At 73.4% G+C, this 25,762-nt stretch carries 21 protein-coding genes; 14 read left to right on the forward strand and 7 right to left on the reverse strand.

Going from position 1 to position 25,762, the window contains the following annotated elements:
- The first annotated feature begins 130 nt into the window (after positions 1-130).
- Positions 131-2,551 (forward strand): DNA helicase PcrA, encoded by a 2,421-nt coding sequence (pcrA, locus tag BUE44_RS01050; protein WP_073492522.1) that lies wholly within the window; start codon positions 131-133, stop codon positions 2,549-2,551.
- Positions 2,552-2,608: 57 nt separating this feature from the next.
- Here pcrA and BUE44_RS37745 read toward each other — a convergent pair whose 3' ends face one another.
- Together BUE44_RS37745 and BUE44_RS01060 are read right to left on the reverse strand one after the other, a co-directional pair.
- Positions 2,609-4,081 carry a M23 family metallopeptidase gene (locus tag BUE44_RS37745; RefSeq protein ID WP_073492524.1) on the reverse strand — a complete coding sequence of 491 codons (1,473 nt, stop codon included), beginning with the start codon at positions 4,079-4,081 and terminating at the stop codon, positions 2,609-2,611.
- 139 nt (positions 4,082-4,220) lie between these two features.
- Entirely contained in the window at positions 4,221-4,934 is a 714-nt protein-coding gene (locus tag BUE44_RS01060) for an esterase/lipase family protein (protein ID WP_073493368.1), read from the reverse strand.
- A gap of 601 nt (positions 4,935-5,535) precedes the next feature.
- Between BUE44_RS01060 and BUE44_RS01065 the strand changes: the two genes are divergently transcribed.
- The 7 genes from BUE44_RS01065 to BUE44_RS01095 all read left to right on the forward strand — a co-directional run bounded on the left by BUE44_RS01065 (position 5,536) and on the right by BUE44_RS01095 (position 10,197).
- Positions 5,536-5,943 (forward strand): cobalamin B12-binding domain-containing protein, encoded by a 408-nt coding sequence (locus BUE44_RS01065; protein ID WP_073492526.1) that lies wholly within the window; start codon positions 5,536-5,538, stop codon positions 5,941-5,943.
- A gap of 318 nt (positions 5,944-6,261) precedes the next feature.
- Positions 6,262-6,774 carry a hypothetical protein gene (locus tag BUE44_RS37750; protein WP_200804302.1) on the forward strand — a complete coding sequence of 171 codons (513 nt, stop codon included), beginning with the start codon at positions 6,262-6,264 and terminating at the stop codon, positions 6,772-6,774.
- Between the two features lie 13 nt (positions 6,775-6,787).
- On the forward strand, positions 6,788-8,158 hold the full coding sequence (locus BUE44_RS37345) for a hypothetical protein (RefSeq protein WP_073492530.1): 1,371 nt from the start codon (positions 6,788-6,790) through the stop codon (positions 8,156-8,158).
- Between the two features lie 42 nt (positions 8,159-8,200).
- Entirely contained in the window at positions 8,201-8,710 is a 510-nt protein-coding gene (locus tag BUE44_RS01080; protein WP_073492532.1) for a hypothetical protein, read from the forward strand.
- A gap of 12 nt (positions 8,711-8,722) precedes the next feature.
- A complete protein-coding gene (locus tag BUE44_RS01085) occupies positions 8,723-9,235 on the forward strand; it encodes a hypothetical protein (protein WP_073492534.1) in 513 nt (170 codons plus the stop codon).
- Between the two features lie 192 nt (positions 9,236-9,427).
- Entirely contained in the window at positions 9,428-9,832 is a 405-nt protein-coding gene (locus BUE44_RS01090) for a growth inhibitor PemK (RefSeq protein ID WP_073492536.1), read from the forward strand.
- A gap of 122 nt (positions 9,833-9,954) precedes the next feature.
- Positions 9,955-10,197: a hypothetical protein gene (locus BUE44_RS01095; RefSeq protein ID WP_073492538.1), complete on the forward strand. Its 243-nt coding sequence runs from the start codon at positions 9,955-9,957 to the stop codon at positions 10,195-10,197.
- A 124-nt stretch (positions 10,198-10,321) separates the two neighbouring features.
- Here BUE44_RS01095 and BUE44_RS01100 read toward each other — a convergent pair whose 3' ends face one another.
- The 3 genes from BUE44_RS01100 to BUE44_RS01110 all read right to left on the reverse strand — a co-directional run bounded on the left by BUE44_RS01100 (position 10,322) and on the right by BUE44_RS01110 (position 14,622).
- Positions 10,322-11,167: an LLM class flavin-dependent oxidoreductase gene (locus BUE44_RS01100; protein ID WP_073492540.1), complete on the reverse strand. Its 846-nt coding sequence runs from the start codon at positions 11,165-11,167 to the stop codon at positions 10,322-10,324.
- 245 nt (positions 11,168-11,412) lie between these two features.
- Positions 11,413-12,987: a DUF5691 domain-containing protein gene (locus BUE44_RS01105; protein WP_073492542.1), complete on the reverse strand. Its 1,575-nt coding sequence runs from the start codon at positions 12,985-12,987 to the stop codon at positions 11,413-11,415.
- 279 nt (positions 12,988-13,266) lie between these two features.
- Complete coding sequence (locus tag BUE44_RS01110; RefSeq protein ID WP_073493370.1) at positions 13,267-14,622, reverse strand: SWIM zinc finger family protein; 1,356 nt, start codon at positions 14,620-14,622, stop codon at positions 13,267-13,269.
- A gap of 138 nt (positions 14,623-14,760) precedes the next feature.
- On the opposite strand from BUE44_RS01110, the gene BUE44_RS01115 reads away from it, so the two are divergent.
- From BUE44_RS01115 to sucD, 5 genes are all read left to right on the forward strand, one after another.
- The gene (locus BUE44_RS01115; protein ID WP_073493372.1) at positions 14,761-15,873 is read left to right on the forward strand and encodes an ATP-binding protein; all 1,113 of its coding nucleotides are present in this window, start codon (positions 14,761-14,763) and stop codon (positions 15,871-15,873) included.
- On the forward strand, positions 15,870-18,290 hold the full coding sequence (locus tag BUE44_RS01120; protein ID WP_235001852.1) for a DUF5682 family protein: 2,421 nt from the start codon (positions 15,870-15,872) through the stop codon (positions 18,288-18,290). The genes BUE44_RS01115 and BUE44_RS01120 overlap by 4 nt, the downstream gene beginning before the upstream one ends.
- On the forward strand, positions 18,283-19,470 hold the full coding sequence (locus BUE44_RS01125; RefSeq protein ID WP_073492544.1) for a VWA domain-containing protein: 1,188 nt from the start codon (positions 18,283-18,285) through the stop codon (positions 19,468-19,470). Before BUE44_RS01120 ends, BUE44_RS01125 begins: the two co-directional genes overlap by 8 nt.
- Positions 19,471-19,763: 293 nt before the next feature.
- Positions 19,764-20,936 (forward strand): ADP-forming succinate--CoA ligase subunit beta, encoded by a 1,173-nt coding sequence (sucC, locus tag BUE44_RS01130; protein ID WP_073492546.1) that lies wholly within the window; start codon positions 19,764-19,766, stop codon positions 20,934-20,936.
- A 21-nt stretch (positions 20,937-20,957) separates the two neighbouring features.
- Entirely contained in the window at positions 20,958-21,845 is an 888-nt protein-coding gene (sucD, locus tag BUE44_RS01135; RefSeq protein ID WP_073492549.1) for a succinate--CoA ligase subunit alpha, read from the forward strand.
- A 74-nt stretch (positions 21,846-21,919) separates the two neighbouring features.
- Here sucD and BUE44_RS01140 read toward each other — a convergent pair whose 3' ends face one another.
- Complete coding sequence (locus BUE44_RS01140; RefSeq protein WP_073492551.1) at positions 21,920-22,864, reverse strand: SigE family RNA polymerase sigma factor; 945 nt, start codon at positions 22,862-22,864, stop codon at positions 21,920-21,922.
- A 128-nt stretch (positions 22,865-22,992) separates the two neighbouring features.
- On the opposite strand from BUE44_RS01140, the gene BUE44_RS01145 reads away from it, so the two are divergent.
- Entirely contained in the window at positions 22,993-24,210 is a 1,218-nt protein-coding gene (locus BUE44_RS01145; protein WP_073492553.1) for a cell division protein PerM, read from the forward strand.
- Positions 24,211-24,786: 576 nt separating this feature from the next.
- Here the strand turns inward: BUE44_RS01145 and BUE44_RS01150 are convergent.
- Positions 24,787-25,554, reverse strand: a complete 768-nt coding sequence (locus BUE44_RS01150; protein WP_073492556.1) for a hypothetical protein — start codon at positions 25,552-25,554, stop codon at positions 24,787-24,789.
- Positions 25,555-25,762: the final 208 nt, after the last annotated feature.

Raw genomic sequence — 25,762 nt, forward strand, 5'->3', positions numbered from 1 at the left:
TGTCCGATAGGCCCGATACCTTTTCGTAATCAAGGAGGGATGTCACGCTGGGTAAGGGAGGGCTACGAGTGGGGTGTGCAGGGGGAAGCGGGCGCCCGGTGTCGGTGGGGGCGCCTAGACTCAGGAGGCGATGAGCAGCCTCTTTGACGACGACTTCCTGCCCGGTCTGCATGTGGCGCCGGAACCCGCCGACCCCGACGCGCCTCCGCCCCCGGAGGACCGGGGTTTCGGTGGCGACGGCGGCGGCGGGCGCGACGCGTATTACCGCGACGGCGCCCCGCGCCCGGCCACCGACCCCGCGCAGCTGCTCGAAGGGCTCAACGACCAGCAGCGCGCCGCCGTCGAGCACGCCGGCGGGCCGCTGCTCATCGTCGCGGGCGCGGGCTCGGGCAAGACCAGGGTGCTGACCCATCGCATCGCGCACCTGCTCTCGGCCCGCCACGTCCACCCCGGCTCGATCCTCGCGATCACCTTCACCAACAAGGCCGCGGGCGAGATGAAGGAGCGGGTCGAGCAGCTCGTCGGCCCGCGCGCGAAGGTGATGTGGGTCTCCACCTTCCACAGCGCCTGCGTCCGCATCCTGCGCCGCGAGTCGAAGGTGCTCGGCTTCACCTCGTCGTTCTCGATCTACGACGCCGCCGACTCCAGGCGCCTGATGGCCCTGGTCTGCCGGGACCTCGACCTGGACCCCAAGCAGTATCCGCCGAAGTCCTTCAGCGCGAAGGTCTCCAACCTCAAGAACGAGCTCATCGACGAGGAGACCTTCGCCGCCCAGGCGGAGAACGCCGTCGAGAAGAAGCTCGCCGAGGCCTACGCGCTGTATCAGGCCCGGCTGCGCGAGGCCAACGCGCTGGACTTCGACGACATCATCATGACCACCGTCAACCTGCTGCAGGCCTTCCCGGACGTCGCCGAGCACTACCGGCGGCGCTTCCGGCACGTCCTCGTGGACGAGTACCAGGACACCAACCACGCCCAGTACACCCTGGTGCGCGAGCTGGTGGGCACCGGCGAGGAGACGGCGGAGCTGTGCGTCGTCGGTGACGCCGACCAGTCGATCTACGCCTTCCGCGGTGCCACCATCCGCAACATCCTCCAGTTCGAGGAGGACTACCCGGACGCCCGCACGATCCTGCTCGAACAGAACTACCGCTCCACGCAGACGATCCTGTCCGCCGCGAACTCCGTCATCGAGCGCAATGCCGGGCGGCGGGCGAAGAACCTGTGGACCCAGTCCGGCGACGGCCCGGTCATCACCGGCTACGCCGCCGACCAGGAGCACGACGAGGCGCAGTTCGTCGCCGACGAGATAGACCGCCTCACGGACGCGGGCGACGCCCGGCCCGGTGACGTCGCCGTCTTCTACCGCACGAACGCGCAGTCCCGGGTCTTCGAAGAGGTCTTCATCCGGGTCGGCCTGCCCTACAAGGTCGTCGGCGGCGTCCGCTTCTACGAGCGGCGCGAGGTCCGCGACGTGCTCGCGTACCTGCGGGTGCTGGCCAACCCCGAGGACGGCGTGCCGCTGCGCCGCATCCTCAACGTGCCCAAGCGCGGCATCGGCGACCGGGCCGAGGCGATGATCGACGCCCTCGCGCTGCGTGAGAAGGTGTCATTCGCCGCCGCCCTGCGCCGGGTTGACGAGGCGTACGGCATGGCGGCCCGCTCGGCGAACGCGGTCCGGCGGTTCAACACCCTGATGGACGAGCTGCGCACCATCGTCGAATCGGGCGCGGGGCCCGCCGTCGTCCTGGAAGCGGTGCTGGAACGCACCGGCTACCTCGCCGAGTTGCAGGCCTCCACCGACCCGCAGGACGAGACCCGGGTGGAGAACCTCCAGGAACTGGCGGCCGTGGCGCTGGAGTTCGAGCAGGAGCGGGGCGAGGACGAGCCCGGCACCCTGTCCGACTTCCTGGAGCGCGTCGCCCTGGTCGCCGACTCCGACCAGATCCCCGACGACGACGCGGAGGCGGGCGGCGTCATCACCCTGATGACCCTGCACACCGCCAAGGGCCTGGAATTCCCGGTCGTCTTCCTCACCGGCATGGAGGACGGCGTCTTCCCGCACATGCGGGCGCTGGGACAGGTCAAGGAGCTGGAGGAGGAGCGGCGGCTGGCGTACGTCGGCATCACGCGCGCCCGCGAACGGCTCTACCTGACCCGCTCGATGATGCGCAGCGCCTGGGGCCAGCCGTCGTACAACCCGCCGTCGCGCTTCCTCGAGGAGATCCCGGAGAGCCTCATCGAGTGGAAGCGGACCGGGTCCGCCGCCGGCGCTCCGGTGTCGAAGGCGGCCGCCTCGGTGTCCAGCACGATCGGTGCGGACGGCGGGCGGCGCGGCGGGGCCTCGGGCGGGTTCGCGACCCGGCGCTCGGTCGGCGACCGGCCGGTCATCTCGCTGAAGGTGGGCGACCGGGTCACGCACGACCAGTTCGGCCTGGGCACGGTCGTCTCGGTCACCGGGCAGCCGGGCGACGAGAAGGCGACGATCGACTTCGGCGACGAGCGCCCCAAGCAGCTGCTGCTGCGGTATGCGCCGGTGGAGAAGCTGTAGGGCGTCTGCTCACCCGGGCGCCCGCCTACCCCCGCGTTCGGCCTGCCGGCCGCCTGCCTACCGCGGGTCGAGACCGTGCTTGAGCAGCCACGGCAGCGGGTCGATCGGTGATCCGCCGTTCGGCCGTACCTCCAGGTGGAGGTGCGGTCCGGTGGTGTTGCCGGTGTTGCCCGAGTAGGCGATGACGGTGCCGGCCTTGACCGAACCGCTGCGGATCTTCGTACTGCTCAGGTGGCAGTACCAGGTCTCGGTGCCGTCCGGGGCGGTGACGATGGCCATGTTGCCGTACGAGCTGTTCCACTGCGTGCGGACGGTGCCGTCGGTCACCGCCACCACCGGGGTGCCGACCATCACCGGGAAGTCGATGCCGGTGTGCACGGCCATCCAGTTGACGCCGGCCTGCCCGAAGTAGGCGCTCAGGCCCTTCTGCTTGACCGGCAGCACGAACTTCGGCCGCAGCGCCTCCTTGCGGGCCGCCGCCGCGGCGGCCGCGCGCTTCGCCGCCGCCTGCCGGTCCTTGAGGTCGATCCGCTCCTGGGTGCGGCTGGCGCGGTCCGCGAAGTCGCTCGCGTCCTGGCTCACCCCGGCGAGCTGCCGGTCGAGCTGGGTCGTCGGCGCCTTGCCGGTCGCCGTCGGGGCGTCGGCCTGGGCCTTGCCCGTGTCCTGCGCCACGCCCACCCCGGTCACGGCGGCCGCGCCGACCGCCGCCACACCCATCACGGCGACCGAGGGCACCGCCACGGTGAGCAGCGCGGAGCGCTTGGCGGGCTTGCGGCGGCGGCTGCGGGCCGCCGGCACTCCGGGCTCGAAGCCGTCGGCGGCGTAGTCGTGCCGCTCCGCGGCGGCCGCCGGCTCCTCGGCGTGGTCGGTGACCGCTGCGAGGTCGGGCTCGTGCGTTCGCGGATATTCGTACGTGTACGCGTACGCGTCCGGCTCGGCGGCCACCCCGGTCCCGTGCTGCGGCTCGGGGGCCGGCTCCTGGTACTCGTACGGGGGCTGCTGCTCGTACGCGTGCTGCTGCCGGGTCTGCTGGGGCTGCTCGTACTGCTGCTGCTCGTACTGCTGCTGCGGGAACTGCTCGTAGACCCCGGTGTCCCCGCTGGCGTCGTAGGCGTAGCCGTATCCGTACGCGGGGTAGGCGCCGGAGTCCCAGTCCTGCTGGGGCGCCTGCGGCTGCTGGTACGACGCGAACTGCTGGGCGTCGTACGTCCCGGTGTCGTAGTACGTGGCGCCGGCCGGGTAGCCGTACGGGTCGTAGCTCTGCTGCTGCTCGGGCTGCGCGTCCGGCAGCCGGCCGTGGTCGTAGCTGTAGCCGGTGCCGTAGGCGTAGTCCTGGCTCTGCTGCGGGGCCGGGGCCTGCAGCTGGTCGTAGCCGTAAAAGGGGGTCTGCGGCGGGATGTACCCGTACGTCCCGGTCGTGGTGTCGTCCGCGAAGAGGGTGCCGACAGCCTGGTAGGCGCCCGTGGAATAGGCGTCGTACGTGTAGGCGTCGTAGTCGGGGGTGTACCCCGAGGGGGGACGTTCGTTCACCGCCAGCTTCTCTTTCGCCTCGGCAGCAGGAGAATTAGCGGTGACTGTAGCCCGCTGTAGGTGGCGGCGACAATCTCTGCCCGTAACCTGACGTCCGGCTTGCCCGGCGTTCGGTCGATATTCGACCGTTATGTGTCCGTTATGCCGCCTCGATGGCCGGGCGCAGCGGCCCGGTCCCCGCAAGGGCCCGGCGGATCTCGGTGACGACCGTCCCGTGCACCGGCAGCGCGAGGTGTCCGACCCCGCTGACCTTGACGTTTTCCGCCGGCAGGTCCGGGTGGATCAGGCAGGCGGCCTCCACCGGGATCATCAGCTGGTCCAGATCGCTCCAGAAAGCCACGAACCGTGTGCGGCACTTGGGAGCGGGTCCCGCCAGCTCGGCGAGCACGTCCGAGCCCGGCCGCATCTGCCGGATGATCGGATGCGGCGCCAGCGCCGGCACCGCCCGGGTGCCGGCATGGGGTGTACCCAGCGTGACCAGCGTACGGATCCGCAGGTCACCGCCCAGGCACTGCACGTAATAGCGGGCGATCAGCCCGCCGAGGCTGTGCCCGACGATGTCCACCCGGCGGCGGCCGGTGTGCGCGCAGATCTCCTCCACATGGCGGCCCAGCAGCTCGGCGGCGGTGCGGATGTCACCGATGAGCGGCGAGTAGTTGAGCGCCTGGACCTGCGGCCAGCCGTGCTGGTGCAGCGAGCGGCGCAGCACCGCGAAGGTCGAACGGTTGTCCACGAAGCCGTGCAGCAGCAGCACGGGCGGGTGTGCCCTGACCGCCTCCCGGGCCTGGTCGCGCTCCGGGAGCATGCCGGTCGGATAGAGCACCAGATGGCCCGCCAGGAGTGCCAGGTCCATCGCGGTGGCCCGGGCCAGGCCGACGCCGTGCCACAGGCGGCTCCCCGTGCTGCCCGCGCCCGCGCCGTCCGAGCCCTTTCCCGACCCCTCGCCGGGGGCCTCCTCCCGGTCCGCGCCCGCCCGTGGGCCGTGTCCCGAGCCTTTGCCTGAGCCTTTGCCCGCGGCCCTGCCTGAACTCTTGCCCGCGGCCTTACCCACGGTCTTCCCCGCGCCTTGCTCCGCCCCTGACGACTGGCCGGCCATGGCCCACCTCCCGTCGCGGCCGGGGTCCGCACCGACCCCGGACGCCATCGCAGAAGCCGGCGCCCGCGGACGGTCCGCGGATGCCGCATCACCGCGCCCTGCGGCTGGCGAGCGCGGCAATGCGGCGTCCTGACAGCGGCTCCTCAGAGAACCCGGCGGGTCGCCGGACGGCCCGGACGTGTCCCTACGCCCTGGGAGGCCGCCGTCGGCCCGACATCTGGGGAATCTGTCCCACTGTGTGATTTCCCCCTCGGTGCCTTCCGTAAAACTGACGGGCACCGGACGCGGACGATAACGTTCGTTCACACACGTTCACGCAGCGCAGTCACGGCCGCGAGTCATACGCATGGAGGCAGAGATGGGTGTGTCCGGTCCGATCCGCGTAGTGGTCGCGAAACCTGGACTCGACGGCCACGACCGCGGGGCCAAGGTCATCGCCCGCGCACTCAGGGACGCCGGCATGGAGGTCATTTACACCGGCCTCCACCAGACCCCCGAGCAGGTCGTCGACACCGCCATCCAGGAGGACGCCGACGCCATCGGCCTGTCCATCCTGTCCGGCGCCCACATGACCCTCTTCGCCAAGGTCATCGAGCTGCTCAAGGACCGCGACGCCGAGGACATCAAGGTCTTCGGCGGCGGCATCATCCCCGACGCGGACATCCCCCCGCTCAAGGCCCTCGGCGTCGCCGCGATCTTCACCCCGGGCACCCCGACGGGCGATGTCGTGGCGTGGGTCAACGCGAACATCCCGACGGCCGCCTGAACGCCGCGCGGCCGGGTTCCCGGAATTTTTTCCGCGCCCGCGGCCGGTGCCCTTCCGCCTGCTGCGGTGCTGGTGTGACGGGGGATGGCCCGGGCAAAGCTCGGGCCACGGATGTTCCCAGCGTCACTGGAAGGTTGTCTTCCGCACTCGCGGCACCCATAAGGTGCTGCCGAGGCACCCGCTGCGCGCCCGCCCGGCGCCCGGCGGGTGGGGGCTGCGCGTGCGCGAGGGGGACGACCCGTGGGTTCCGGGGGCAGCGAAGGACAGCATGCGCAGGGGTCGACGCTGGCGAGTTCGGCGAGCGACAAGCAGCGGGCCGTGACGTATATGGAGCAGAACCTGCTCCCTGACACCCGGTCGGCCGGCTGCATGGGCGAGGGCGGCGGCGCGGTGCACCCGCCGATGGTCGCCCCGGCGCCTCCACCGATCTTCAACGACGCCAAACCCGACACCGGCCTGCCCGGCCTGTCCGCCTGGGCCACCGACACCGGCCTGTCCACCGCGATGACCACCTGGCGCGGCCAGGCCGGCCGCCTGATGAGCCGCCTCGAGTCGGAACTGAGCGCCTTGCGCGGCACGAAGGTGCTCTTCCAGGGCCAGGACCTCGGCGTCGGCACCGACCTGGGCGTCGGCACGAACCCGCTGGTGACGAACCCGCTGCTGAGCACGCACCCCGCCGCGGGCAACCCGCTGGTGACGAACCCGCTGACCGGTACGAACCCGGCCGTCGGTACGAATCCGGCGGCCGGTGCGAATCCGCTGGTCACCGACCCGCCGATCGGTACGAACCCCGCGTTCCAGCCGTTGCCCACCAGCCTCGACCAGATGTGACCGGGGACCGACCGTGCCGCTGACCTACCACGACGTGATGACCGCCGACCTGTCGCCGCTGTCGGACGTGTCCGACACCTGGCAGAAGATGGGCGAGCGCTTCGGCGTACTCCAGAGCGACTACCAGAAGCACGTCCAGGGCGCCCTGGCCAACGGCAACTGGCTGGGCGTCGCCTTCGGCGCCCAGCAGAGCGGCTCCGCGGCCACCTCCTTCGAGTTCGCGGCGGCCAAGACCGAGGCGCTGGCCATCGCCGGCATCCTCAAGGAGGCCCACACCGAGCTGACGGCGCGGCAGAAGGCCGTCAAGGACCTGGTCGCCGACGCCGAGGCCAAGGACTTCAAGGTCGACGGCTCCGGCACCGCCACCTACGTCGGCTTCGACAAGCTCACCGAGAAGGAACGGTTCGACTACCGGCACGACCCGGACTACGCCACCCTGACGGCCCAGTACGCGCAGGCCGCCCGGGAGTGGACCGCCGCGATAGCCACAGCGGTGCACGCCGTCGACGACGCGGACCAGAGCGTCAAACTGGCCCTCAGCCGCGCGTCCGGCGACACCTCCCCGGACGGCGGCGGCTTCGGCGGCTTCAACGCGCACGCCGACGCCGAGCTGCCGCCGGTCCCGGCCCACGGCAAGGCCGGCACCACCAAAACCGACGGCTGGCACGCCGACGGCTCGACCACCGTCCTCGGCCCCAACGCGGGCGTCTCCACCAGCGGCACCGCCTACGGCAAGCAGGGCTCGGCGAAGGTCTACGCCGACCTCGGCCACGTCACCGCCAAGGGAACCCTCACCGACGGCTCGCTGAAACTGTCCGGCATCGCCGACGCCAACCTTGGAGCCAGGGCCTCCGCCAACTACGGCTTCACCCAGAAGGGTGTCGGCGCCACCGTCGAGGCCTCCGCGGGCGCACGGGCGCTGACCGAAGGACGTATCGAGGCCGGCGACGTCGGCGTCTACGGCCGGGCCGCGGGACTCGCCGGCGCCGAGGCCTCGGGCAGCGTCAAGATCGGCCCCCAGGGCGGCAGCGCCGGGGTCAAGGCCTTCGCCGGCGCGAAGGGCTCGGTCGCCGGCGGCGTCGAGGCCGGCGGGATCGGCGCGGGCACGACAGCCGAGGGCTGGGCGGGCGTCGGCGCCGACGCCAAGGTCGACTTCGGCAAGGGCGAGGACGGCAAATACCACTTCGGCGGCAAGGTGGGCGCGGCCGTCGGACTCGGCGGCGAAGTGGGCTTCGAATTCACCGTCGACCCGCACAAGGTGGCCGACGCCGCGAACGACGCCGCCGACGCGGCGGGGAATATCGCGCATGATGTCGGCAAGGTGGCAGGCGAAGCCGGCGGCGTGGCCAAGTCCATCGGGCACGGCATCGGCAGCCTGTTCTGACGTACGGCTCGGCTGAAGCAGCCGGTTGAAAGGGAGTCCGACATGTCCACGACCCTGCCGGTGCCGATCGCGTTCCGGCTCCCCGACGACTGGCGCCCCGCCCCGCCGGACGAGGTCGGCGCCCCCGACGTGGCCTTCGTCGCCCTCTACGCGAAGCCGGACGGCCATTTCACCGCCAACATCACCATCGACGGCGAATACCGCCCCGACGACACCCCGCTGGCCGACATCGCCGAAGCGTCGGTCCAGCGCATGCGCGGCATCGCCGACTCGGTCGTGCTGACCGGCCGCCAGGAGACCGGTTCGGAGGCCGCGCCCGCCCTGACCCAGCAGATGTCCTTCACCACCGTCATCGACGGTGTGCGGCACGCCCTCCTCCAGACCCAGGTCTACCTGGCCCTGCTGGACGACGACGACCCGCATCAGCGGGCCGTGATCCGGCTGGCCCTGACCGCCACCGCCGGCCAGCACGACGACGTGCTCGGCGACTTCCAGGACTTCGTCCGCACCGTCGGCCCGGACACCGGGTCAGCACCGGAACCGACTGCGTAGGCGGGACGACTCGTGAGCCTCTTCAACCGCCAGAACACCACCCTGGCGCCCGCCCCCGGCGTCGCCCCGCGCACCGCGGCGGACGTCCGCGCGGCCCTGCTCGCGCTCAACACCCCGGACGCCCGGTACGTCATCCGCGACGGCACCCCCGAAGGCGTCGACCTGGTCGCCGAATTCCAGCTCGTGAAGCTGACCAGGAAAGGCGTCTTCGGCCGCGTCCAGGAGTGCGAGGACTTCCAGATCCGCCTCCGCCTGGTCCCCGAGGCCGCCGAGGTCCACACGATGGACTTCCACTCCGAATTCACCCTGACCGGCGAAGACCCCCCGCGCAAGCGCACCACCTCGCACGCCCGCGGCCAGATCCACCAGAAGTTCGTCGGCTACGACCTCGCCCGCACCCCGGCCGGCCCGCACGAAAAACGCGAGTCCTACCGCTTCGACACCGACGACCTCAAGCACACCCTCCAGCAGACCGTCCTCACCGCCGGCTGGACCTGGCACGGCCTGCGCCGAGGCAAGCTCTAGTACTCCAGCCGTAGGTCGTGATCCTTATGCTTGAGCGGCTTGCAGCCGGTAGTGGCCGGTCTGGGATCGAGTCCTGCGGTCACCGCATGGTCGTGTGTCTTCACACGCCGATGATCAACGGTGGCCGCACCTGTCTCCACAGCGCGTCAGGGTCGCGCAGCGTTTGCCTGCCGTCCTGTATCTGGAGGACTTGTGCAACGTGGCGAAGTCTGGTGGGTTCAGTTCGACGAGCGGAGACTGGTCGTAACGCTGTCGGGAGAGGACACGTCCGGGATCCGGGTGATGCAGGTCGTCGCTCCGGCGGGCGTCGACATCAGCGGTCTGGGCATCGAAGTGATGGTGGGCACCGGTGAAGGACTGCCGTTCGAGGGCGTGCTGCGGCTCGCGTTCCCGCGTCCAGGCTTCACCCCGTGCACGTGGCAGACCACCGTGTCCCGGGACGACCTGATAGAGCGGGAGGCCGTCCTGTCCTCCGCGAAGCTCAGCGAGATTGACGACGCCCTCCGACTCGCCGAACAAGCGCAGGAACAGACCCCGGCCACGACCGCGAAGCTCAGCGATATAAGGGATGCCCTCCGTCTCGGTGAACTCGGGTAGCCGAAGAAGCCGACGCCCGCGACGGCGTGGGCGATCTCGGGCGAGACAATCCACTGGGCCCTGACTTCACCTCAGGCCCGCGCGCCTCTGGCGGAGCGGACCTTCACAAGCGGAATTCGGCATTGACTCAACGAGTCAGGGAATTCCTGCGTCGCCATCCTTGTGGCAACTCGCACACCCGTGCCGCGGAGACCGCGGAGCTGGAGGGATTCTCCGTCGGCTATCAGCGACTCGAAAGCGGCCTTGCCTTCATCGCGGCCGTCAACGTCGATCCGGCTGAGTTCGCGATCCGCAAAGTAAAGGACTGGTCGGCCTACGACATCGACGCACGGACCGGCTTCCCGCTCAGCGCGCTGAACAGGTGACGCCGGCCTCCTGGAGGAATGGTGGGGGTGAGATCGATGGACCCGACCTCACCCCCGCCATCCTGCGCGGCAAACGCGGGCAGGCCCGCCGCTGAGGGCCTGCCGGTCACCTACTCGCCTTCACTCAGAGGATGTCGGCGAGGCGGTCCACCTGGCTCGGGTCCTGGCCGTAGCAGTAGAGCATGACCTCGTCGGCGCCGAGATCGGCGAAGGCGGCGATCGCCTCGCGGATCGCGGCCGGCGTGGTGAGCAGCCCGTCGACCATCCGGTCGGCCATGCCGGTGAAGGTGTAGTACGCGTGCATGTTGGCCTGGGCATCGGCGATCACCTCCGCAGGGCCGAGCGCGACGTTGACCTGCGCGACGATGCGCGGCTCACCGTCGCGGTCGTACTCCCTCCAGAACCTGCGGGCGGTGTCGAACAGGCCGCCCGCCCAGGAGGGCGCCGCAGCGGCGAGGAAGCCGTCACCCCAGCGCGCGACGCGTTCGATCGCTGCGGGCTTGAAGCCGCCGAAGAGCACCTCGGGGCCGCCGGGCCGGGCGGGCGCGGGGCCGACAGGGCCGACGCCGTCGCCGTACGGCTCGCCGGACCACAGGCGGCGCATCACCGCCATCTGCTCGTCGAGGCGTCGGCCGCGGGTGCGCTTGTCGATGCCCGTGGCCTGGTGGTCGTCGTCCCGGCCGCCGATGCCCAGGCCGAGGACCAGGCGGCCACCGGTCATCCGATCCAGCGTGGCGGCCTGCTTGGCCAGGAGAGCGGTGTCGCGCAGCGGGGCGAGCAGCACTTCGGTCTGGACGCGGATGCGGGAGGTGGCGCCCGCGAGGACGGCAAGTGCGACCAGGGGCTCAGGATTGTGGTAGACGAGCCGGTCCAGCAGGCCGAGCGTGCTGAAAGGGCCGGCATCAGCGCGTTGGGCCCACGTGAGTAGGGTGGCAGGGTCGCCGATGGGCAGACCGAGACCGACGTTCATGACAGAGACCTCCGAAAGGAAGGATCAGCAAAGTTACTGCCGCCCCTCCGGCACCTCAGCGAGGTGGGACGCTCCCGTTCTGCGGCGTGCTTCTGGGGGAACGTCTCATCGAAGTGACCTCATCCTAGGGCGAGTCGGTTCGGGCGGACAGGCTGATTCGGGGCCGCTCCTCCCAGGGGCGCGGGGACTACGCGTCGAGCCCTCACCCGGGGGTAGGTCCGGGTCCCTCGCGCCACCGCCGGTGGTCACAGCTGAGTCGGGCGCAGCTCACTGAGCATGGCCGCGCGCAAGCGCAACGTACCGCTCAGCCGCTGGAACGCCTCCCCCCAGTAAGCCACCGCACCCGGCGCGGAGTCCGCCGGCTCCTCCCCGCCCCCGGCCAGCGCGGCGACCTGCTCCGCCGCGGCCGGGTCGAGGCAGCGCTCGGCCAGCCCCATCACCCCGCTGAAGCTCCACGGGTAACTGCCCGCGTCCCGCGCGATGTCCAGCGCGTCCACCACCGCCCGCCCCAGCGGCGCGGCCCACGGCACCGCGCACACCCCCAGCATCTGGAACGCCTCGGACAGCCCGTGCGCCGCGATGAAGGCCGCGACCCACTCGGCCCGCTCGTCCCCCGGCAGTATGGACAGCAGCTTCGCGGGATCGCCGACCGCGGCGAGCGGCGCGGCCGCGGCGGGCGGCGGTCCGAGCAGTGCCCGCGCCCACCCGGCGTCCCGCTGCCGGACGGCGGCCCGGCACCAGGACGCGTGCAGGTCGGGCTGCCAGTCGTCCAGTACGGGCAGCGCGATGATCTGCTCGGGTGTGCGGCCCCCGAACCGCGCGGGCCAGGTCGCCAGCGGGGTCGCGTCCACCAACTGGGCCAGCCACCAGGCCCGTTCACCCCGCCCGTTCGGCGGCCGCGGCGCCACCCCGTCCCGCTCCATCGCCGCGTCGCACTCGTAGGGCGCCTCCACCACGATGCCGTCGGGCCCGAGCGACACGCAGCTGCGGGCCCGGGCCGCCATCCGCGCGGCCAGCGCGGACCCGGGCAGCGCGGAGAGCAGCTCGGCGGCCGTCGCCCGTACGTTGCGACTGCGGTCGGTCAGCGCCTGCTCCAGGAACGGCTCGTCCGCCGCGGACAGTCCGGTGCGCAACGAGTCCAGGAACATCAGCCGGTCCTCGGCCCGTTCGGTCTTCCACGTCGCGGCCAGCAGCGCCAGCGCCGTGTCCGGCGCGGTGAGCCGAAGGCGGCCCAGCAGGGCGACGCGCTCGGCGAACAGCCCTTCCTCCCACAGCTTCTCCGCCTGCTCGGGCCCTTCCTGGCCGGGGCCGGAAACCGCCCCGGCGCCGGCCCGCAGGGCGTACTTCCAGTCCGGGTTCAGCCCCGCGAGCCAGTGCCCGCGTGGGCCGGCGAAGGCCAGGGCGTCCGCCCGCAGGTCGGTACGCGCCCGGGCCGCGTCCAGCAGCGCGGGCAGCAATTCCGGCGGCGCCGCATAGCCCCCCCGGTGAGCGGCGGCCAGCCACTGCGGCAGCAGCTCGGCCAGATTCGGCGCCGAACCCCGCCGGTTGCCGCCGGACCCGCCGGTGCGGTCGGCCAGCAGCAGCCCCAGCCGCCGCCGCGCCGCCTCCGGCAACTCCGCCCGCCGGTCGTCCGCCGCCACCGCCGGCCGCTCCCCGGCGACCCCGGGCAGCAACCCGGCCCGCCGCCGCACGACCCCCGCCGCCGCGGCGTCCAGCAGCCCCGCGGCCGCCTCCGCGGCATCCCCGACCACTCCACCCGGCCGCCGCCGCTCCGTCCCGAGCAACGCGCTCCCGACGAGGTCGTCCCATCCGCCGTCCATCCGAACCCCTCCTCGTACGTGCCTGCTGACCGCGATGACCCTCTGCCCCTTCGAGGCGGTGACCGCCCGCGGCCTCACGACGCTTCGTCGTGGCCTCTCGCTCCGTTCTCCGCAGAGCCTCGCCCGGGGGTTCCCGCGCGCCCCTGGACGACGGCCCCTGTGATCCGTCGCCTTCTTTTCCCGCCCCTCGTGGTCGCGTTCGCCGGCCCTCGCGCCTTCGGCGATTCGGGGAGACCGCGCGCCCGGCCCCCGCGCGCCGTCACCACCCGCGCACTGGCGTCAGGCCGGCAACGCCACCCCCCTCGGAGAGTCCCGGGTCCACCCCGCCAGCGGGCGCAAACCGGTGGCGCCGGCCTCGGCGAAGAGGGTGACGGGGTGCCCCCCCGATATGGCGGCCAAGCGCCAGTGGTCGGCGCCGAGCAGCGGCACCGCCGCGTCGGTGGCGGCGTCGGCCACCTGCCAGCGGTCCTGGCCGGGGAGGGGGACGACGTCGGCCAGCAGGACGGGCCAGGCGTCGAGCCAGGGGTCGTCGGCCAGCGCGGTGCCGTAGGAGTCGAGCGCGGCGCCGACCGTGGTACCTGGTGGCGCCTGCTCGGGCACGCCCGTGCCGTACCGCGTGCCGAGGACCGCGCGGAGCGGCACCGCGGCCGGGTGGAAGGCGACCTCGGCGTCCAGCACCGCGCCGACGGGCAGCGCCAGCTCGGGTGCGCGGCCGGCCGCACCGAAGGACAGGAGGAGCGCGAACCGCCCCGACGCCCCGTCGTACAGCCAGATCCGCCGGGTCGTCAGCCGCTCGTCCGCCGTGTCGTACTGCGCGAGGACCAGCCACTTCGCCCTGACCAGCGGCCCCGCGAGCACCTCCGCGGAGTCGACGGTGAAGCCGATCCTCGTCCTGACCGTCTCTGCCAGCGGCGCAGGGAGCCGCTGGCGGCCGAGGAAGCCGCGGGCCAGCAGGTGCAGCAGGCCCGCCTCCTCCAGCATCCGCGACGGCCAGTCGCCCCCCGAGCCGGCCACCGCCCCCAACTCCCGCACGCGGGACGCGAGTCCGGGCGCCTGCGCGTCGACCATGCGGGCCGCGATCTCGTCCCACTGCTGATATCCGGCCCGGTCGGAGCCCGCGAGACCGCCCCGCAGCAGGTCGGTGAGCCGCTGCTCCAGCTCGGCCGCACCGCCCTCCACCCGGACCGCCCGCCGCTCGGCCCGCTTCCTGGCCGCGTCCTGCGCGGGGACGGCGGCGCCCGGCTCCGGACCCGCCTCCGTCCCCGCGGCGGCGGCCGCTTCCGCCTTCTTGCGCCGCGCGGCCATCCACTGCTCGGCCCACTCCGGCGCGGCCGCCCCCGCCGCGACCGGCACTCCGTCCCCCGCGGCCCACAGCAGAAGCAGTCCCAGCGCGTGCTTGCACGGGAACTTCCGGCTCGGGCACGAGCACGCGAAAGCCGGTCCGCTCAGATCGACCACCGTCTGATACGGCCTGCTCCCGCTGCCCGCGCACAGGCCCCATACCGCGGCGCCCGCCGCGCCCGTGCCCGACCACGGCGCGGGCGCCGCGAGCCGCGCGCCCGCGGACTGTGACGCCGCGTCAGGCGCGAGTGCGAGCACCTGGTCCGCTGTCCACCGACCTTCCGTTTCCTCCATGCCGACCACGCTAGGACCGACCACTGACAATCGCTCCGACCTGCGCGGATAGCGCGCTGTGACGGATTGTCAGTGGTCGGGTGCATGGTGGTGGAAGTGCGGATCGAGAGGGTCCGCACCGACGAGTGGGGGAGAGCCATGACCGCAATGACGAGCGCCGCGGCCGGCGCCGAGCAGGTCCTGCGGCCGCATGCCGAGGAGGCCTTCGCTGCCGAGCTTGACGCGCTCGCCGCCGCTGACGACCGCCCGCGCCCCGCGCGCTGGAAGCTGTCCCCGTGGGCGGTCGCCACCTACCTGCTCGGCGGGACGCTGCCGGACGGCACGGTCGTCACACCCAAATACGTGGGGCCGCGACGGATCGTGGAGGTGGCCGTCACCACCCTCGCGACGGACCGGGCGCTGCTGCTGCTCGGCGTGCCGGGCACCGCGAAGACCTGGGTGTCGGAGCACCTGGCCGCCGCGATCAGTGGTGATTCGACGCTGCTCGTGCAGGGCACGGCGGGCACCCCCGAGGAGGCGATCCGCTACGGGTGGAATTACGCGCAGCTGCTCACCCACGGCCCCAGCAGGGACGCGCTGGTGCACAGCCCGGTGATGCGGGCTATGGCCGAGGGCCGGATCGCCCGCGTCGAGGAGCTGACCCGCATCCCGGCCGACGTGCAGGACTCGCTGATCACGATCCTGTCGGAGAAGACGTTGCCGATACCGGAGCTGGGCGCGGAGACGCAGGCCGTCCGGGGCTTCAACCTCATCGCGACCGCCAACAACCGCGACCGCGGGGTCAACGACCTGTCGAGCGCGCTGCGCCGCCGGTTCAACACGGTGGTGCTGCCGCTGCCCGCCAGCGCGGAGGACGAGGTGGAGATCGTCTCCCGCCGGGTCGACCAGATCGGCCGCGGCCTGGACCTGCCGGCCGCCCCCCGCGGCGCCGACGAGATCCGCCGGGTCGTCACCGTCTTCCGCGAGCTGCGCGGCGGCGTCACCGAGGACGGCCGCACCAAGGTCAAGTCGCCCTCGGGCACGCTGTCCACGGCCGAGGCGATCTCGGTGGTGACCAACGGCCTGGCACTCGCAGCCCACTTCGGCGACGGGGTGCTGCGCGCGGGCGACATCGCGGCCGGCATCCTCGGCGCGGTCGTCCGCGACCCGGCGGCCGACCGCCTGGTGTGGCAGGAGTATCTGGAGACGGTGGTCAGGGAGCGGGACGGCTGGAAGGACTTCTACCGCGCCTGCCGGGAGGTGTCGGCATGACCAGGACCACGGACCGGTTGCCCCTGGTCGCGCCGCGGGACGCCGCCGACCGGGCGGCGGCCACCGCCGTGGCGCAGGCGGCCGACGAGGCGGCCGCGGCGCCGGAGGACGTCGTGCTGCTCGGGGTGCGGCATCACGGCCCGGGTTCCGCGCGGGCGGTGCTGGGGGCACTGGAGGCGTATCGGCCGCAGGCGGTGCTGATCGAGGGGCCGCCGGAGGCCGACGTGCTGGTGGGGCTGGCCGGTGATCCGGCGATGCGGCCGCCGGTGGCGCTGCTGGCGCATGTGGTGGACGACCCGGCGCGGGCCGCGTTCTGGCCCTTCGCCGAGTTCTCGCCCGAGTGGGTCGCCCTGCGGTGGGCGGCGAAGGCGGGCGCCGAGGTGCGCTTCATCGACCTGCCGGCCGCGCACAGCCTGGCGCTGCGCCCGGCGACCGGGGAGGAGGAGCCCGACCCGGCGGCCGCGGAGCCGGCAGGCGCCGACGTGCGGGTCGACCCGCTGGCGGTGCTGGCCGAGACGGCCGGTTACGACGACCCGGAGCGGTGGTGGGAGGACGCGGTCGAGCACCGGGGGAGCGGGGCGGACGCGGGCGACCCGCTGGCGCCGTTCGCCGCGCTGGCCGAGGCGATGGGCGCCATCCGGGCGATCCACGGCGACGGCGGGCACACCCACGACCCGGTGCGGGAGGCGCATATGCGGCTCCGGCTGCGGGAGGCCCGGCGGGCCTACGAGCGGACGGCCGTGGTGTGCGGGGCCTGGCATGTGCCCGCGCTGGCCGGGCGTGCGGCGGTGGCCGCGGACCGGCAGCTGCTCAAAGGGCTGCCGAAGGCGAAGGTCGAGACGACGTGGGTGCCCTGGACGCACCGCAGGCTGGCCAGGGCCAGCGGGTACGGGGCCGGGATCGACTCGCCGGGCTGGTATCGCCATCTGTTCACCGCCGCCGACCGGCCGGTCACCCGGTGGCTGACGAAGGTCGCGGGGCTGCTGCGCGAGGAGGACCTGCCGGTCTCGTCGGCGCATGTCATCGAGGCGGTGCGGCTCGCCGACACGCTCGCGGCGATGCGCGGCCGGCCGCTGGCCGGGCTCGGTGAGACCACCGACGCGATCCGGGCTGTGATGTGCGACGGATCGGACGTGCCGCTCGCGCTGATAAGGGACCGGCTGGTGGTCGGCGACGTGCTCGGCGAGGTCCCGCCGGACGCGCCCGCGGTGCCGCTGGCCCGCGACCTGGCCAGGGAGCAGCGCACCCTGCGGCTCAAGCCGGAGGCGCTGGAGCGCGAGGTGGACCTCGACCTGCGCAAGGACACCGACGCGGCCCGCAGCCGGCTGTTGCACCGGCTGGTGCTGCTCGGCATCGGCTGGGGCGAGCCGGCGAGGGGCCGGGACAACAAGGGCACCTTCCGTGAGACCTGGCGGCTGCGCTGGGAGCCGGAGTTGGCGGTGCGGGTCGCCGAGGCGGGGATATGGGGGACGACGGTGGCGTCGGCGGCCGCGGCGAAGGCGGCGGACGCGGCGGCGCACTCCGGCACCCTCGCCGAGGTCACGGCGACGGCCGAGGCGTGCCTGCTGGCCGGACTGCCGGACGCGCTGCCGGTGGTGATGCGGGTGCTGGCCGACCGGGCGGCGCTGGACATGGACGTGGCGCACCTGGCGGCGGCGCTGCCCGCGCTGGTGCGGGCGGTGCGTTACGGCGATGTGCGCGGCACGGACTCGGCGGCGCTCGGCGAGGTCGCGGCGGGCCTGGCACTGCGCATCTGCGTCGGACTGCCGCCGGCCTGCGCGGGTCTGGACGCGGACGGCGCCGCGGCCATGCGCCCGCTGGTCGACGAGGTGCACCGGTCGGTCGCCCTGCTGCCCGACCAGGCGCTGCGTGACCGCTGGGCGGCCGCGCTGCGCAGCGTGGCCGAGCGCGACGGCGGCATACCGGGGCTGCTGCGCGGCGCCGCCGCCCGGCTGCTGCGGGATGACGGCCGGCTGGAGGCGGACCAGGCCGCCCGGCTGATGGGCCTGGCCCTGTCGCCGGGGACGGGCCCGGCCGAGTCGGCGGGCTGGGTCGAGGGCTTCCTGGCCGGCGGCGGCATGCTGCTGGTGCACGACGAGAAGCTGCTGGCGCTGGTGGACGGGTGGCTGGCCGGGGTGTCGGCGGCGGCGTTCGGCGATGTGCTGCCGCTGCTGCGGCGGACCTTCGCCGAGTTCGAGCCGGGGGTGCGGCGCACGGTCGGCGAGCTGGTGCGCCGCGGCCCGTCCGCGGCCCGGCAGCCGGGCGGCAGGGTGCCGGAGCCCGGCCTGCCCGGGTTCGGCCCCACCCTGCACCCGGCCAGGGCGGACGCGGCGGCGCACACGGTGCGGCTGCTGCTGGGCACGACCACGACGACCGACCTGGGCACGCGCGGGGATGGGGGAGCGGGCAATGAGTGACAAGGGGAGCACCCGGGAGGCCGAGGAGGCCGGCGAGCGGCTGCGGCGGTGGCGGCTGGTGCTGGGCGGCGGACCCGCGGGCGAGGGAACGGGCCACGAGCTGGTGGGGCGGGACGCGGCGATGGACCGTACGCTCGCCGCGCTGTACGGCTCGGGCGGGGCCGGCGGCGGCCGGCCGGAGCGGGGCGGGGACCGGGGGGCGGGACTCGGGGGTTCGGCGCCGCAGGTCGCGCGGTGGCTCGGCGACATCCGGCGGTATTTCCCCAGCTCCGTCGTCCAGGTGATGCAGCGTGACGCGATCGACCGGCTCGGGCTGTCCGCGCTGCTGCTGGAGCCGGAGATGCTGGAGGCGGTGGAGGCCGACGTGCACCTGGTCGGCACCCTGCTGTCGCTGAACCGTGCGATGCCCGAGACGACCAAGGAGACCGCGCGGGCCGTGGTCAGGAAGGTGGTCGAGGACCTGGAGTCGCGGCTCGCCACCCACACCCGGGCCACGCTGACCGGGGCGCTGGACCGGTCGGCGAAGGTCAGCAGGCCCCGGCACCACGACATCGACTGGGACCGCACCATCCGGGCCAACCTCCGGCACTATCTGCCCGAGCACGGCACGGTCGTGCCGCAGCGGCTGATCGGTTACGGGCGCGCCGACCGCTCGGTGAAGAAGGACGTGGTGCTGTGCATCGACCAGTCCGGTTCGATGGCCGCCTCCGTCGTCTACGCCTCGGTCTTCGGCGCGGTCCTGGCCTCGATGCGGTCCATCGACACCCGGCTGGTGGTCTTCGACACCGCCGTGGTGGACCTGACCGAGCAGCTCGCCGACCCGGTCGACGTGCTGTTCGGCACCCAGCTCGGCGGCGGGACCGACATCAACCGGGCGCTGGCGTACTGCCAGTCGCTGATCAGCCGTCCGGCCGAAACGGTCGTCGTGCTGATCAGCGACCTCTACGAGGGCGGGATACGGGACGAGATGCTCAAGCGGGTGGCGGCGATGAAGGCGTCGGGGGTGCAGTTCGTGGCGCTGCTCGCACTGTCCGACGAGGGCGCGCCCGCCTATGACCGGGAGCACGCGGCGGCGCTGGCCGCACTCGGCGCGCCCGCCTTCGCCTGCACCCCCGACCTCTTCCCCGAGGTGATGGCCGCGGCGATCGAGAAGCGCCGCATCCCGATACCCGAGGCCTGAAAGGGCGAAGCGACCAGCACCCTGTGACCGTTCTCACCGCTCACAAGTGATCCGCGATTTAGGACCCACCCGCGCACGGCGATAACCTGCAAGACGGACATGCCGCGTACTCGGACACCGCGTGCGCTTCCCTGGTGACAGCTGGTGACGTGCGGTCGCCCTGCCCGTAGCGGCACGCCCAGCCGGCAGGCGGCGCTGTACTCATGGCGGCAGCCTCCTGCCGATGCGGATGACATCCAGGCTTACATCCAGCGGATTCCAGGGAATTCCAGGGAAAAGGGAGACGGACGCGCGTGGACCTGTTCGAGTACCAGGCGAGGGATCTCTTCGCCAAGCACGGTGTACCGGTGCTGGCCGGTGAAGTCATCGACACGCCTGAGGCGGCGCGCGCGGCGGCGGAGCGACTGGGCGGCCGTGCGGTCGTCAAGGCGCAGGTCAAGGTAGGCGGGCGCGGCAAGGCCGGCGGTGTGAAGCTGGCCGCCGACCCGGCCGACGCGGTCGCCAAGGCCGAGGCCATCCTCGGCATGGACATCAAGGGCCACACCGTCCACAAGGTGATGCTCGCCGAGACCGCGGACATCAAGGAGGAGTACTACGTCTCCTTCCTGCTGGACCGCACCAACCGCACCTTCCTCGCCATGGCGTCGGTCGAGGGCGGTGTCGAGATCGAGGTCGTCGCCGAGGAGAACCCGGAGGCGCTGGCCAAGGTCGCGGTGGACGCGCTGGAGGGCGTGACGCCGGAGAAGGCCGCCGAGATCGTGGCCGCCGCGAAGTTCCCGGCCGACATCGCCGACCAGGTCGCCGATGTGCTGCAGCAGCTGTGGACCGTCTTCATCAAGGAAGACGCCCTGCTGGTCGAGGTCAACCCGCTGGTCAAGACCGGCGAGGGCAAGATCGTCGCGCTCGACGGCAAGGTCTCGCTGGACGAGAACGCCGCCTTCAGGCAGCCCGGGCACGAGGCGCTGGAGGACAAGGCCGCCGCCAACCCGCTGGAGGCCAAGGCCAAGGCCAAGGGCCTCAACTACGTCAAGCTCGACGGCGAGGTCGGCATCATCGGCAACGGCGCGGGGCTGGTCATGTCCACCCTCGACGTGGTGGCCTACGCCGGCGAGGCGCACGGCGGCGTCAAGCCCGCCAACTTCCTGGACATCGGCGGCGGCGCCTCCGCCGAGGTCATGGCCAACGGCCTGGAGATCATCCTCGGCGACCCGGACGTCAAGTCCGTCTTCGTCAACGTCTTCGGCGGCATCACCGCCTGCGACGAGGTCGCCAACGGCATCGTGCAGGCCCTGGCGCTGCTCGGGTCCAGGGGCGAGGAAGTCACCAAGCCGCTGGTCGTACGCCTGGACGGCAACAACGCGGAGCTGGGTCGCAAGATCCTGTCCGACGCGAACCACCCCCTGGTGCAGCGGGTGGACACCATGGACGGCGCGGCCGACAAGGCCGCCGAGCTGGCCGCGAAGTAAGGGACGAGGACACAGACAACCATGGCTATCTTCCTCACCAAGGACAGCAAGGTCATCGTCCAGGGCATGACCGGCGCCACCGGCATGAAGCACACCACGCTGATGCTCGGCGACGGCACGAACATCGTCGGCGGCGTCAACCCGCGCAAGGCCGGCACCACCGTCACCTTCGACGGGGGCCGCGAGGTCCCGGTCTTCGGCGGCGTCAAGGAGGCCATGGAGGCCACCGGCGCGGACGTGACCGTCATCTTCGTCCCGGAGAAGTTCACCAAGGACGCCGTGGTCGAGGCCATCGAGGCCGAGATCCCGCTGGCCGTCGTGATCACCGAGGGTGTCGCGGTGCACGACTCGGCCGCGTTCTGGGCGCTGGCGCAGCAGAAGGGCAACAAGACCCGGATCATCGGTCCGAACTGTCCGGGCCTGATCACCCCCGGCCAGTCCAACGCCGGCATCATCCCGGGCGACATCACCAAGCCCGGCCGCATCGGCCTGGTGTCGAAGTCCGGCACGCTGACGTACCAGATGATGTACGAGCTGCGGGACATCGGCTTCTCGTCCGCGGTCGGCATCGGCGGCGACCCGATCATCGGCACCACGCACATCGACGCGCTTGCCGCGTTCGAGGCCGACCCCGACACCGACCTGATCGTGATGATCGGTGAGATCGGCGGCGACGCCGAGGAGCGGGCCGCGGCCTTCATCGAGCAGCACGTGACGAAGCCGGTCGTCGGCTACGTCGCCGGCTTCACCGCGCCCGAGGGCAAGACCATGGGCCACGCCGGCGCCATCGTCTCCGGCTCCTCCGGCACGGCCCAGGCCAAGAAGGAGGCCCTGGAGGCCGCGGGCGTCAAGGTCGGCAAGACCCCGTCCGAGACCGCCCGGCTGGCCCGCGAGATCCTCGTCGGCTGACCGCAGGCCACCCGCCACGGCGTGGGCCCGCCCCCGGAAAGGTGCGGGCCCACGCCGTTCGTCGTCCGGTCCGGTCAGCCGCCCGCCGGCGGCCGGTCCGCCGGCCGCTCCAGGGCGGGGCCGCGCGGCGGCGGCGCGCCGTGCTGCGGCAGGGCGATCATGCCGACCGCCGTGGCCAGCACCATCGCGCCGGCCGCCGCGAAGACGCCGGCCGTACGCCGCCGGGTGCCGCGTTCGCTGTCCTCCCTGACGCCACGGGGTTCCGGCTCACCGGCCGGCGGGTCGGGCTGCGCCGCCAGCAGGACCGTCAGGTGGGGTCCGGCGTCGCCGCCGTCGTAGTCGTCCGGCGCCGCCGCGGCCAGCTCCCGTCGGGCGCCGACGATCCGCGACGCGGTGGCCGTCGTGCTCGACTCGACCTCGGCGGCCGTCACCCGCAGGCTCAGCCCGAGCCCGTCGTGCAGCAGCAGCGCCCGCCGCCGCTCCGGGTGCAGCCGTACCAGCGCCCACCGCAGGGCGTCCTGCGACGTCGCGGCCTTGCGCCGTCCCGGCCGCCGCTTGCCCAGCACCCGCTGCCAGGGCGCCAGGGCGTAGGTGTGCGCGGCCGCCCGCACCCACCCCGCCGGGTCGCTGTCCCGCGCCACCTCGGGCCACCGCTGCCACGCCAGGTCGAACGCCCGCCGGACGGCCCGCGCTGCCAGCGCCCGGTCCCCGGTCAGTACGGCGACCTGCCGCCGCAAGGCCGCGGCGCTGTGCCGGTAGAGGGCGTCGAAGGCGCCCTCGGGGTCGGCGGCCTCCTCCTCGGCGGGCAGGACGGTGGCGGCGACCGGGCGGTAGACGACCCGTACCCGTATCGGCGCGGGCGGGGGTGCGCCGGGGCGGCCCGTCGCGGGCCCCGGTTTGCGCGGGCGGGAGCTCTTGGGGCCCGGCGGGGGAGTGGGGGTGGTCGCCGTGGCCCCGCGGGTGGCGGGGCGCGGGGTCGGCTGGGACCGGTTCTTGTGTGACCGTTTGCGCCCGCTCACCGGTGAGGCCTTTCATCCGACGATCCGAAGAAAGCACGTTTACGGCACATCATGGGCGACACGTCGACCGATCGCCCGTTGCTCGGGCGAAACGGGTGTTATTGACACCATGGGGCGTCGTGACCCATATGACGGAACACGCATCGGCGCACCCGCCCGCCACGACCGGCCGGGCGCTCGCCGCGGCCCGCGCGTCGGCCGTCGCGGCCGGGGCGGCGGCCGCCGGCCTCGCGCTCGCCGCGCTCGCCGCGGTCGTCCTGCTGCTCTGGGTCGCCTCGCCCTACCCCGACAGCGGGCTCGGCGGGGCCCTGCACATCGCCACTGGCCTGTGGCTGCTCGCGCAGGGCGCCGACCTGGTACGCGACGGCACGCTCTCCGGAGTGCCGGCCCCCATCGGCGTCACCCCGCTGCTGCTCACCGCGCTGCCCGCGTGGCTGCTCCACCGCGGGGTCGCGTCCGCCGTGGGGAGCAGCACGCATCGCTCCGCGGGCTGGGTGATGGGCGGCTACCTCGGCGTCGCGGCGCCCGTCGCCGTCTACGCCGCGAGCGGGCCGCTGCGGGTCGACGCCCTCTCGGCCGCCGTATACGTCCCGCTCTTCGCCGCCGCGGTGACCGCCGCGGGCGCCTGGACCGGCAGCGGGCGCCCACCGCTGGAACGGTACGTGCCGTGGGGCGCCGACGCCGCCCTCGCGCTACGGGCCGGCGGCATCGCCACCGGGATCCTCGTCGGAGGCGGCGCCCTCATCGGCGGCGCCGCCCTCGCCTGGCACGCCGGCGCCGCCGGACACGCTTTTGGCCAGCTCAGCGCACCGATCGCCGGGCAGGCGGCCCTCGCGCTGCTGTGCGTCCTCCTGGTGCCGAACCTCGCGGTGTGGTGCGCCGCGTACGCCCTCGGGCCGGGCTTCCTGCTCGGCGCCGGCCACGCCGTCGCCCCCGGCGGCGTCTCCCCGCACCCGCTCCTGCCCCGCTTCCCCCTGCTGGCCGCCGTGCCCGCGCCGGGCGCCCACGCGGTGGGCTGGGCCGCACTCGCGGTGCCGGTGCTCGCCGGCGCCGCGGTCGCCCACTGCTGCGTCAGGGCCCGCCTCGGCGTGCGCCGCACCGCGCTGGTCAGCGCGGGTGGCTCCGCCGTCTGCGGCGCCGCCTGCGCCGTCCTGGCCGCCTTCGCCGGCGGCCCGCTGGGCGCCGGCACCCTCGCGTCCTTCGGCCCCGCCTGGTGGCTCACCGCAGCCGCAGCCACGGCCTGGCCCCTGGTCCTCTCCCTCCCGGCATCCACCCTGCTCTCCTACACCCGCACCCGCCCGGCCCACCTGGCATACCCCCCGATGCCGCCCCATCCCCCCACCTGACCCCTCCCGAGGGGGCGGTTTACGCGGTGGCTTTGCCGCGCAGTTCCCCACCACCCCCTGCGGGGTGCGGCCACGGATTCCACGGTTGCGGCCCACGGTGGCTGGTCGCTCCGTCTCCCCCAGAGCTTCGCCTGGGGGTACCCCCACGCGCCCCTGGGTGATTGCCCCTCGCGGCGGCCGGTCGTCCCCCCACCAACGCCGGACAGCGGATGACGCGCGCCAAAGGGGCGCGGGGAACTGCGCGCCCAGCCACGGCGGTGGGGAAGACGACCGCCCACCCCAGGGGGCTGCCCCTCAAGGGCGCGTGGGGCACCCCCAGGCGAAGCTCTGGGGGAGACGGAGCGACCAGCCACGACGCGGCCGCAGGCAAGCGACGCGCCGCAAGGCGCTGCCCCTCAGGGGCGCGTGGGGCACCCCCAGGCGTAGCTCTGGCCACCGCGGTGGGAAAGGTGACCGCCCACGCCAGGGGGCTGCCCCCCCGGGGCGCGGAGAACCGCGCGACCAGCCACGGCCGTGGGAAGGGCGACCGCCCACCGCAAGGGGCACGCACCCCACGGCCGCGGGGACCCCCGCGGGCTATCCGCGCAAGGCCGGGACGCTGCGCAACGGCTTCGGGAGAAGCGTTTGGCAGGCCTGGGACGCAGGCGTCGTCAACGCGTCCTTCTTGCACGTGTAGTAGTCGCGGTACGCGAGATGCAGCGCGAAGGACGACGCGACGATCGCGATCGTCACCGCGCTGGTGACGATGCCGGTCCACGCCGCCGTCATGAAGGAGCGCTGCGCGTCCGGCCCGGGCGCCGGCGGGGTCGGGCGCGGCGTCTGCGTGGCGTCGGCCAGGGCCGACGCCGCGGTGGCGCGGGCCTGGGCGCGGTCCTCCGGGGACATGCGCAGGGCGCTGATGCCCCAGTAGAGGGCGAGCGCGCCGAGCAGCAGGCCGACCTCGACCCAGCCGAGGACCGCGAAGATCAGGCCCCAGCCGCCGCAGACCAGCGCGTAGCGGGAGCGGCGCTGGGCCGGGTCGGTGGGGTCGAAGCGCGGGCCGCTGCCCTGGGGGCCGCTCGGGCCCCGCTCGGGGTCGGGGCGGCCGTCCTGCGGCTGCCGGTTGCCCCACTGGCTGCCCCATGCCTGGGGCGCCCCGGGCCGCCGCCCGGGTGGCGGAGGCGGGGGCGTACCGCCGGACGAACCCGGGTCGGCGTCGCCCGATCCATCGGGCCGCCTGGGCTGCCAGGGCCGGTCCGGCGCCCCTTCGGGGGGCGGTGCGAACGGGTTGTCCTGGTCCTGGTCGCCCTCGGGCGCGCGCAGCGCGAGACGATTACGGCCGCTGCTCATGATGTGATGCGCCATCCCCTTGGGCTCGACTCCTCGTACCGGGCTCAACGCCGCCCCGCTCCGTCCTGCTCCGTCAGCTCTACAAGTCATACGTGACACAGGTGTCGGATACATCACGTTCACCCGCGCGCAGCGCGCGCGAAGTCCCGTGCTCCCGCCAGACGCTACCTCGCGCGCGCTCCCCCGTCCCGTGGGGGCCGTTCGGTGTGCCGGTATCGTTGCT

This window comes from Actinacidiphila paucisporea, assembly GCF_900142575.1.
Classification (GTDB): Bacteria; Actinomycetota; Actinomycetes; order Streptomycetales; family Streptomycetaceae; genus Actinacidiphila; species Actinacidiphila paucisporea.

Coding starts and splice junctions, on each gene's coding strand:
- pcrA (WP_073492522.1), top strand. CDS start 131: ATGAGCAGCCTCTTTGACGACGACTTCCTGCCCGGTCTGCATGTGGCG.
- BUE44_RS01060 (WP_073493368.1), bottom strand. CDS start 4,934: ATGGACCTGGCACTCCTGGCGGGCCATCTGGTGCTCTATCCGACCGGC.
- BUE44_RS01065 (WP_073492526.1), top strand. CDS start 5,536: ATGGGTGTGTCCGGTCCGATCCGCGTAGTGGTCGCGAAACCTGGACTC.
- BUE44_RS01080 (WP_073492532.1), top strand. CDS start 8,201: ATGTCCACGACCCTGCCGGTGCCGATCGCGTTCCGGCTCCCCGACGAC.
- BUE44_RS01100 (WP_073492540.1), bottom strand. CDS start 11,167: ATGAACGTCGGTCTCGGTCTGCCCATCGGCGACCCTGCCACCCTACTC.
- BUE44_RS01105 (WP_073492542.1), bottom strand. CDS start 12,987: ATGGACGGCGGATGGGACGACCTCGTCGGGAGCGCGTTGCTCGGGACG.
- BUE44_RS01110 (WP_073493370.1), bottom strand. CDS start 14,622: ATGGAGGAAACGGAAGGTCGGTGGACAGCGGACCAGGTGCTCGCACTC.
- BUE44_RS01115 (WP_073493372.1), top strand. CDS start 14,761: ATGACCGCAATGACGAGCGCCGCGGCCGGCGCCGAGCAGGTCCTGCGG.
- BUE44_RS01120 (WP_235001852.1), top strand. CDS start 15,870: ATGACCAGGACCACGGACCGGTTGCCCCTGGTCGCGCCGCGGGACGCC.
- BUE44_RS01125 (WP_073492544.1), top strand. CDS start 18,283: ATGAGTGACAAGGGGAGCACCCGGGAGGCCGAGGAGGCCGGCGAGCGG.
- sucD (WP_073492549.1), top strand. CDS start 20,958: ATGGCTATCTTCCTCACCAAGGACAGCAAGGTCATCGTCCAGGGCATG.
- BUE44_RS01145 (WP_073492553.1), top strand. CDS start 22,993: ATGACGGAACACGCATCGGCGCACCCGCCCGCCACGACCGGCCGGGCG.
- BUE44_RS01150 (WP_073492556.1), bottom strand. CDS start 25,554: ATGGCGCATCACATCATGAGCAGCGGCCGTAATCGTCTCGCGCTGCGC.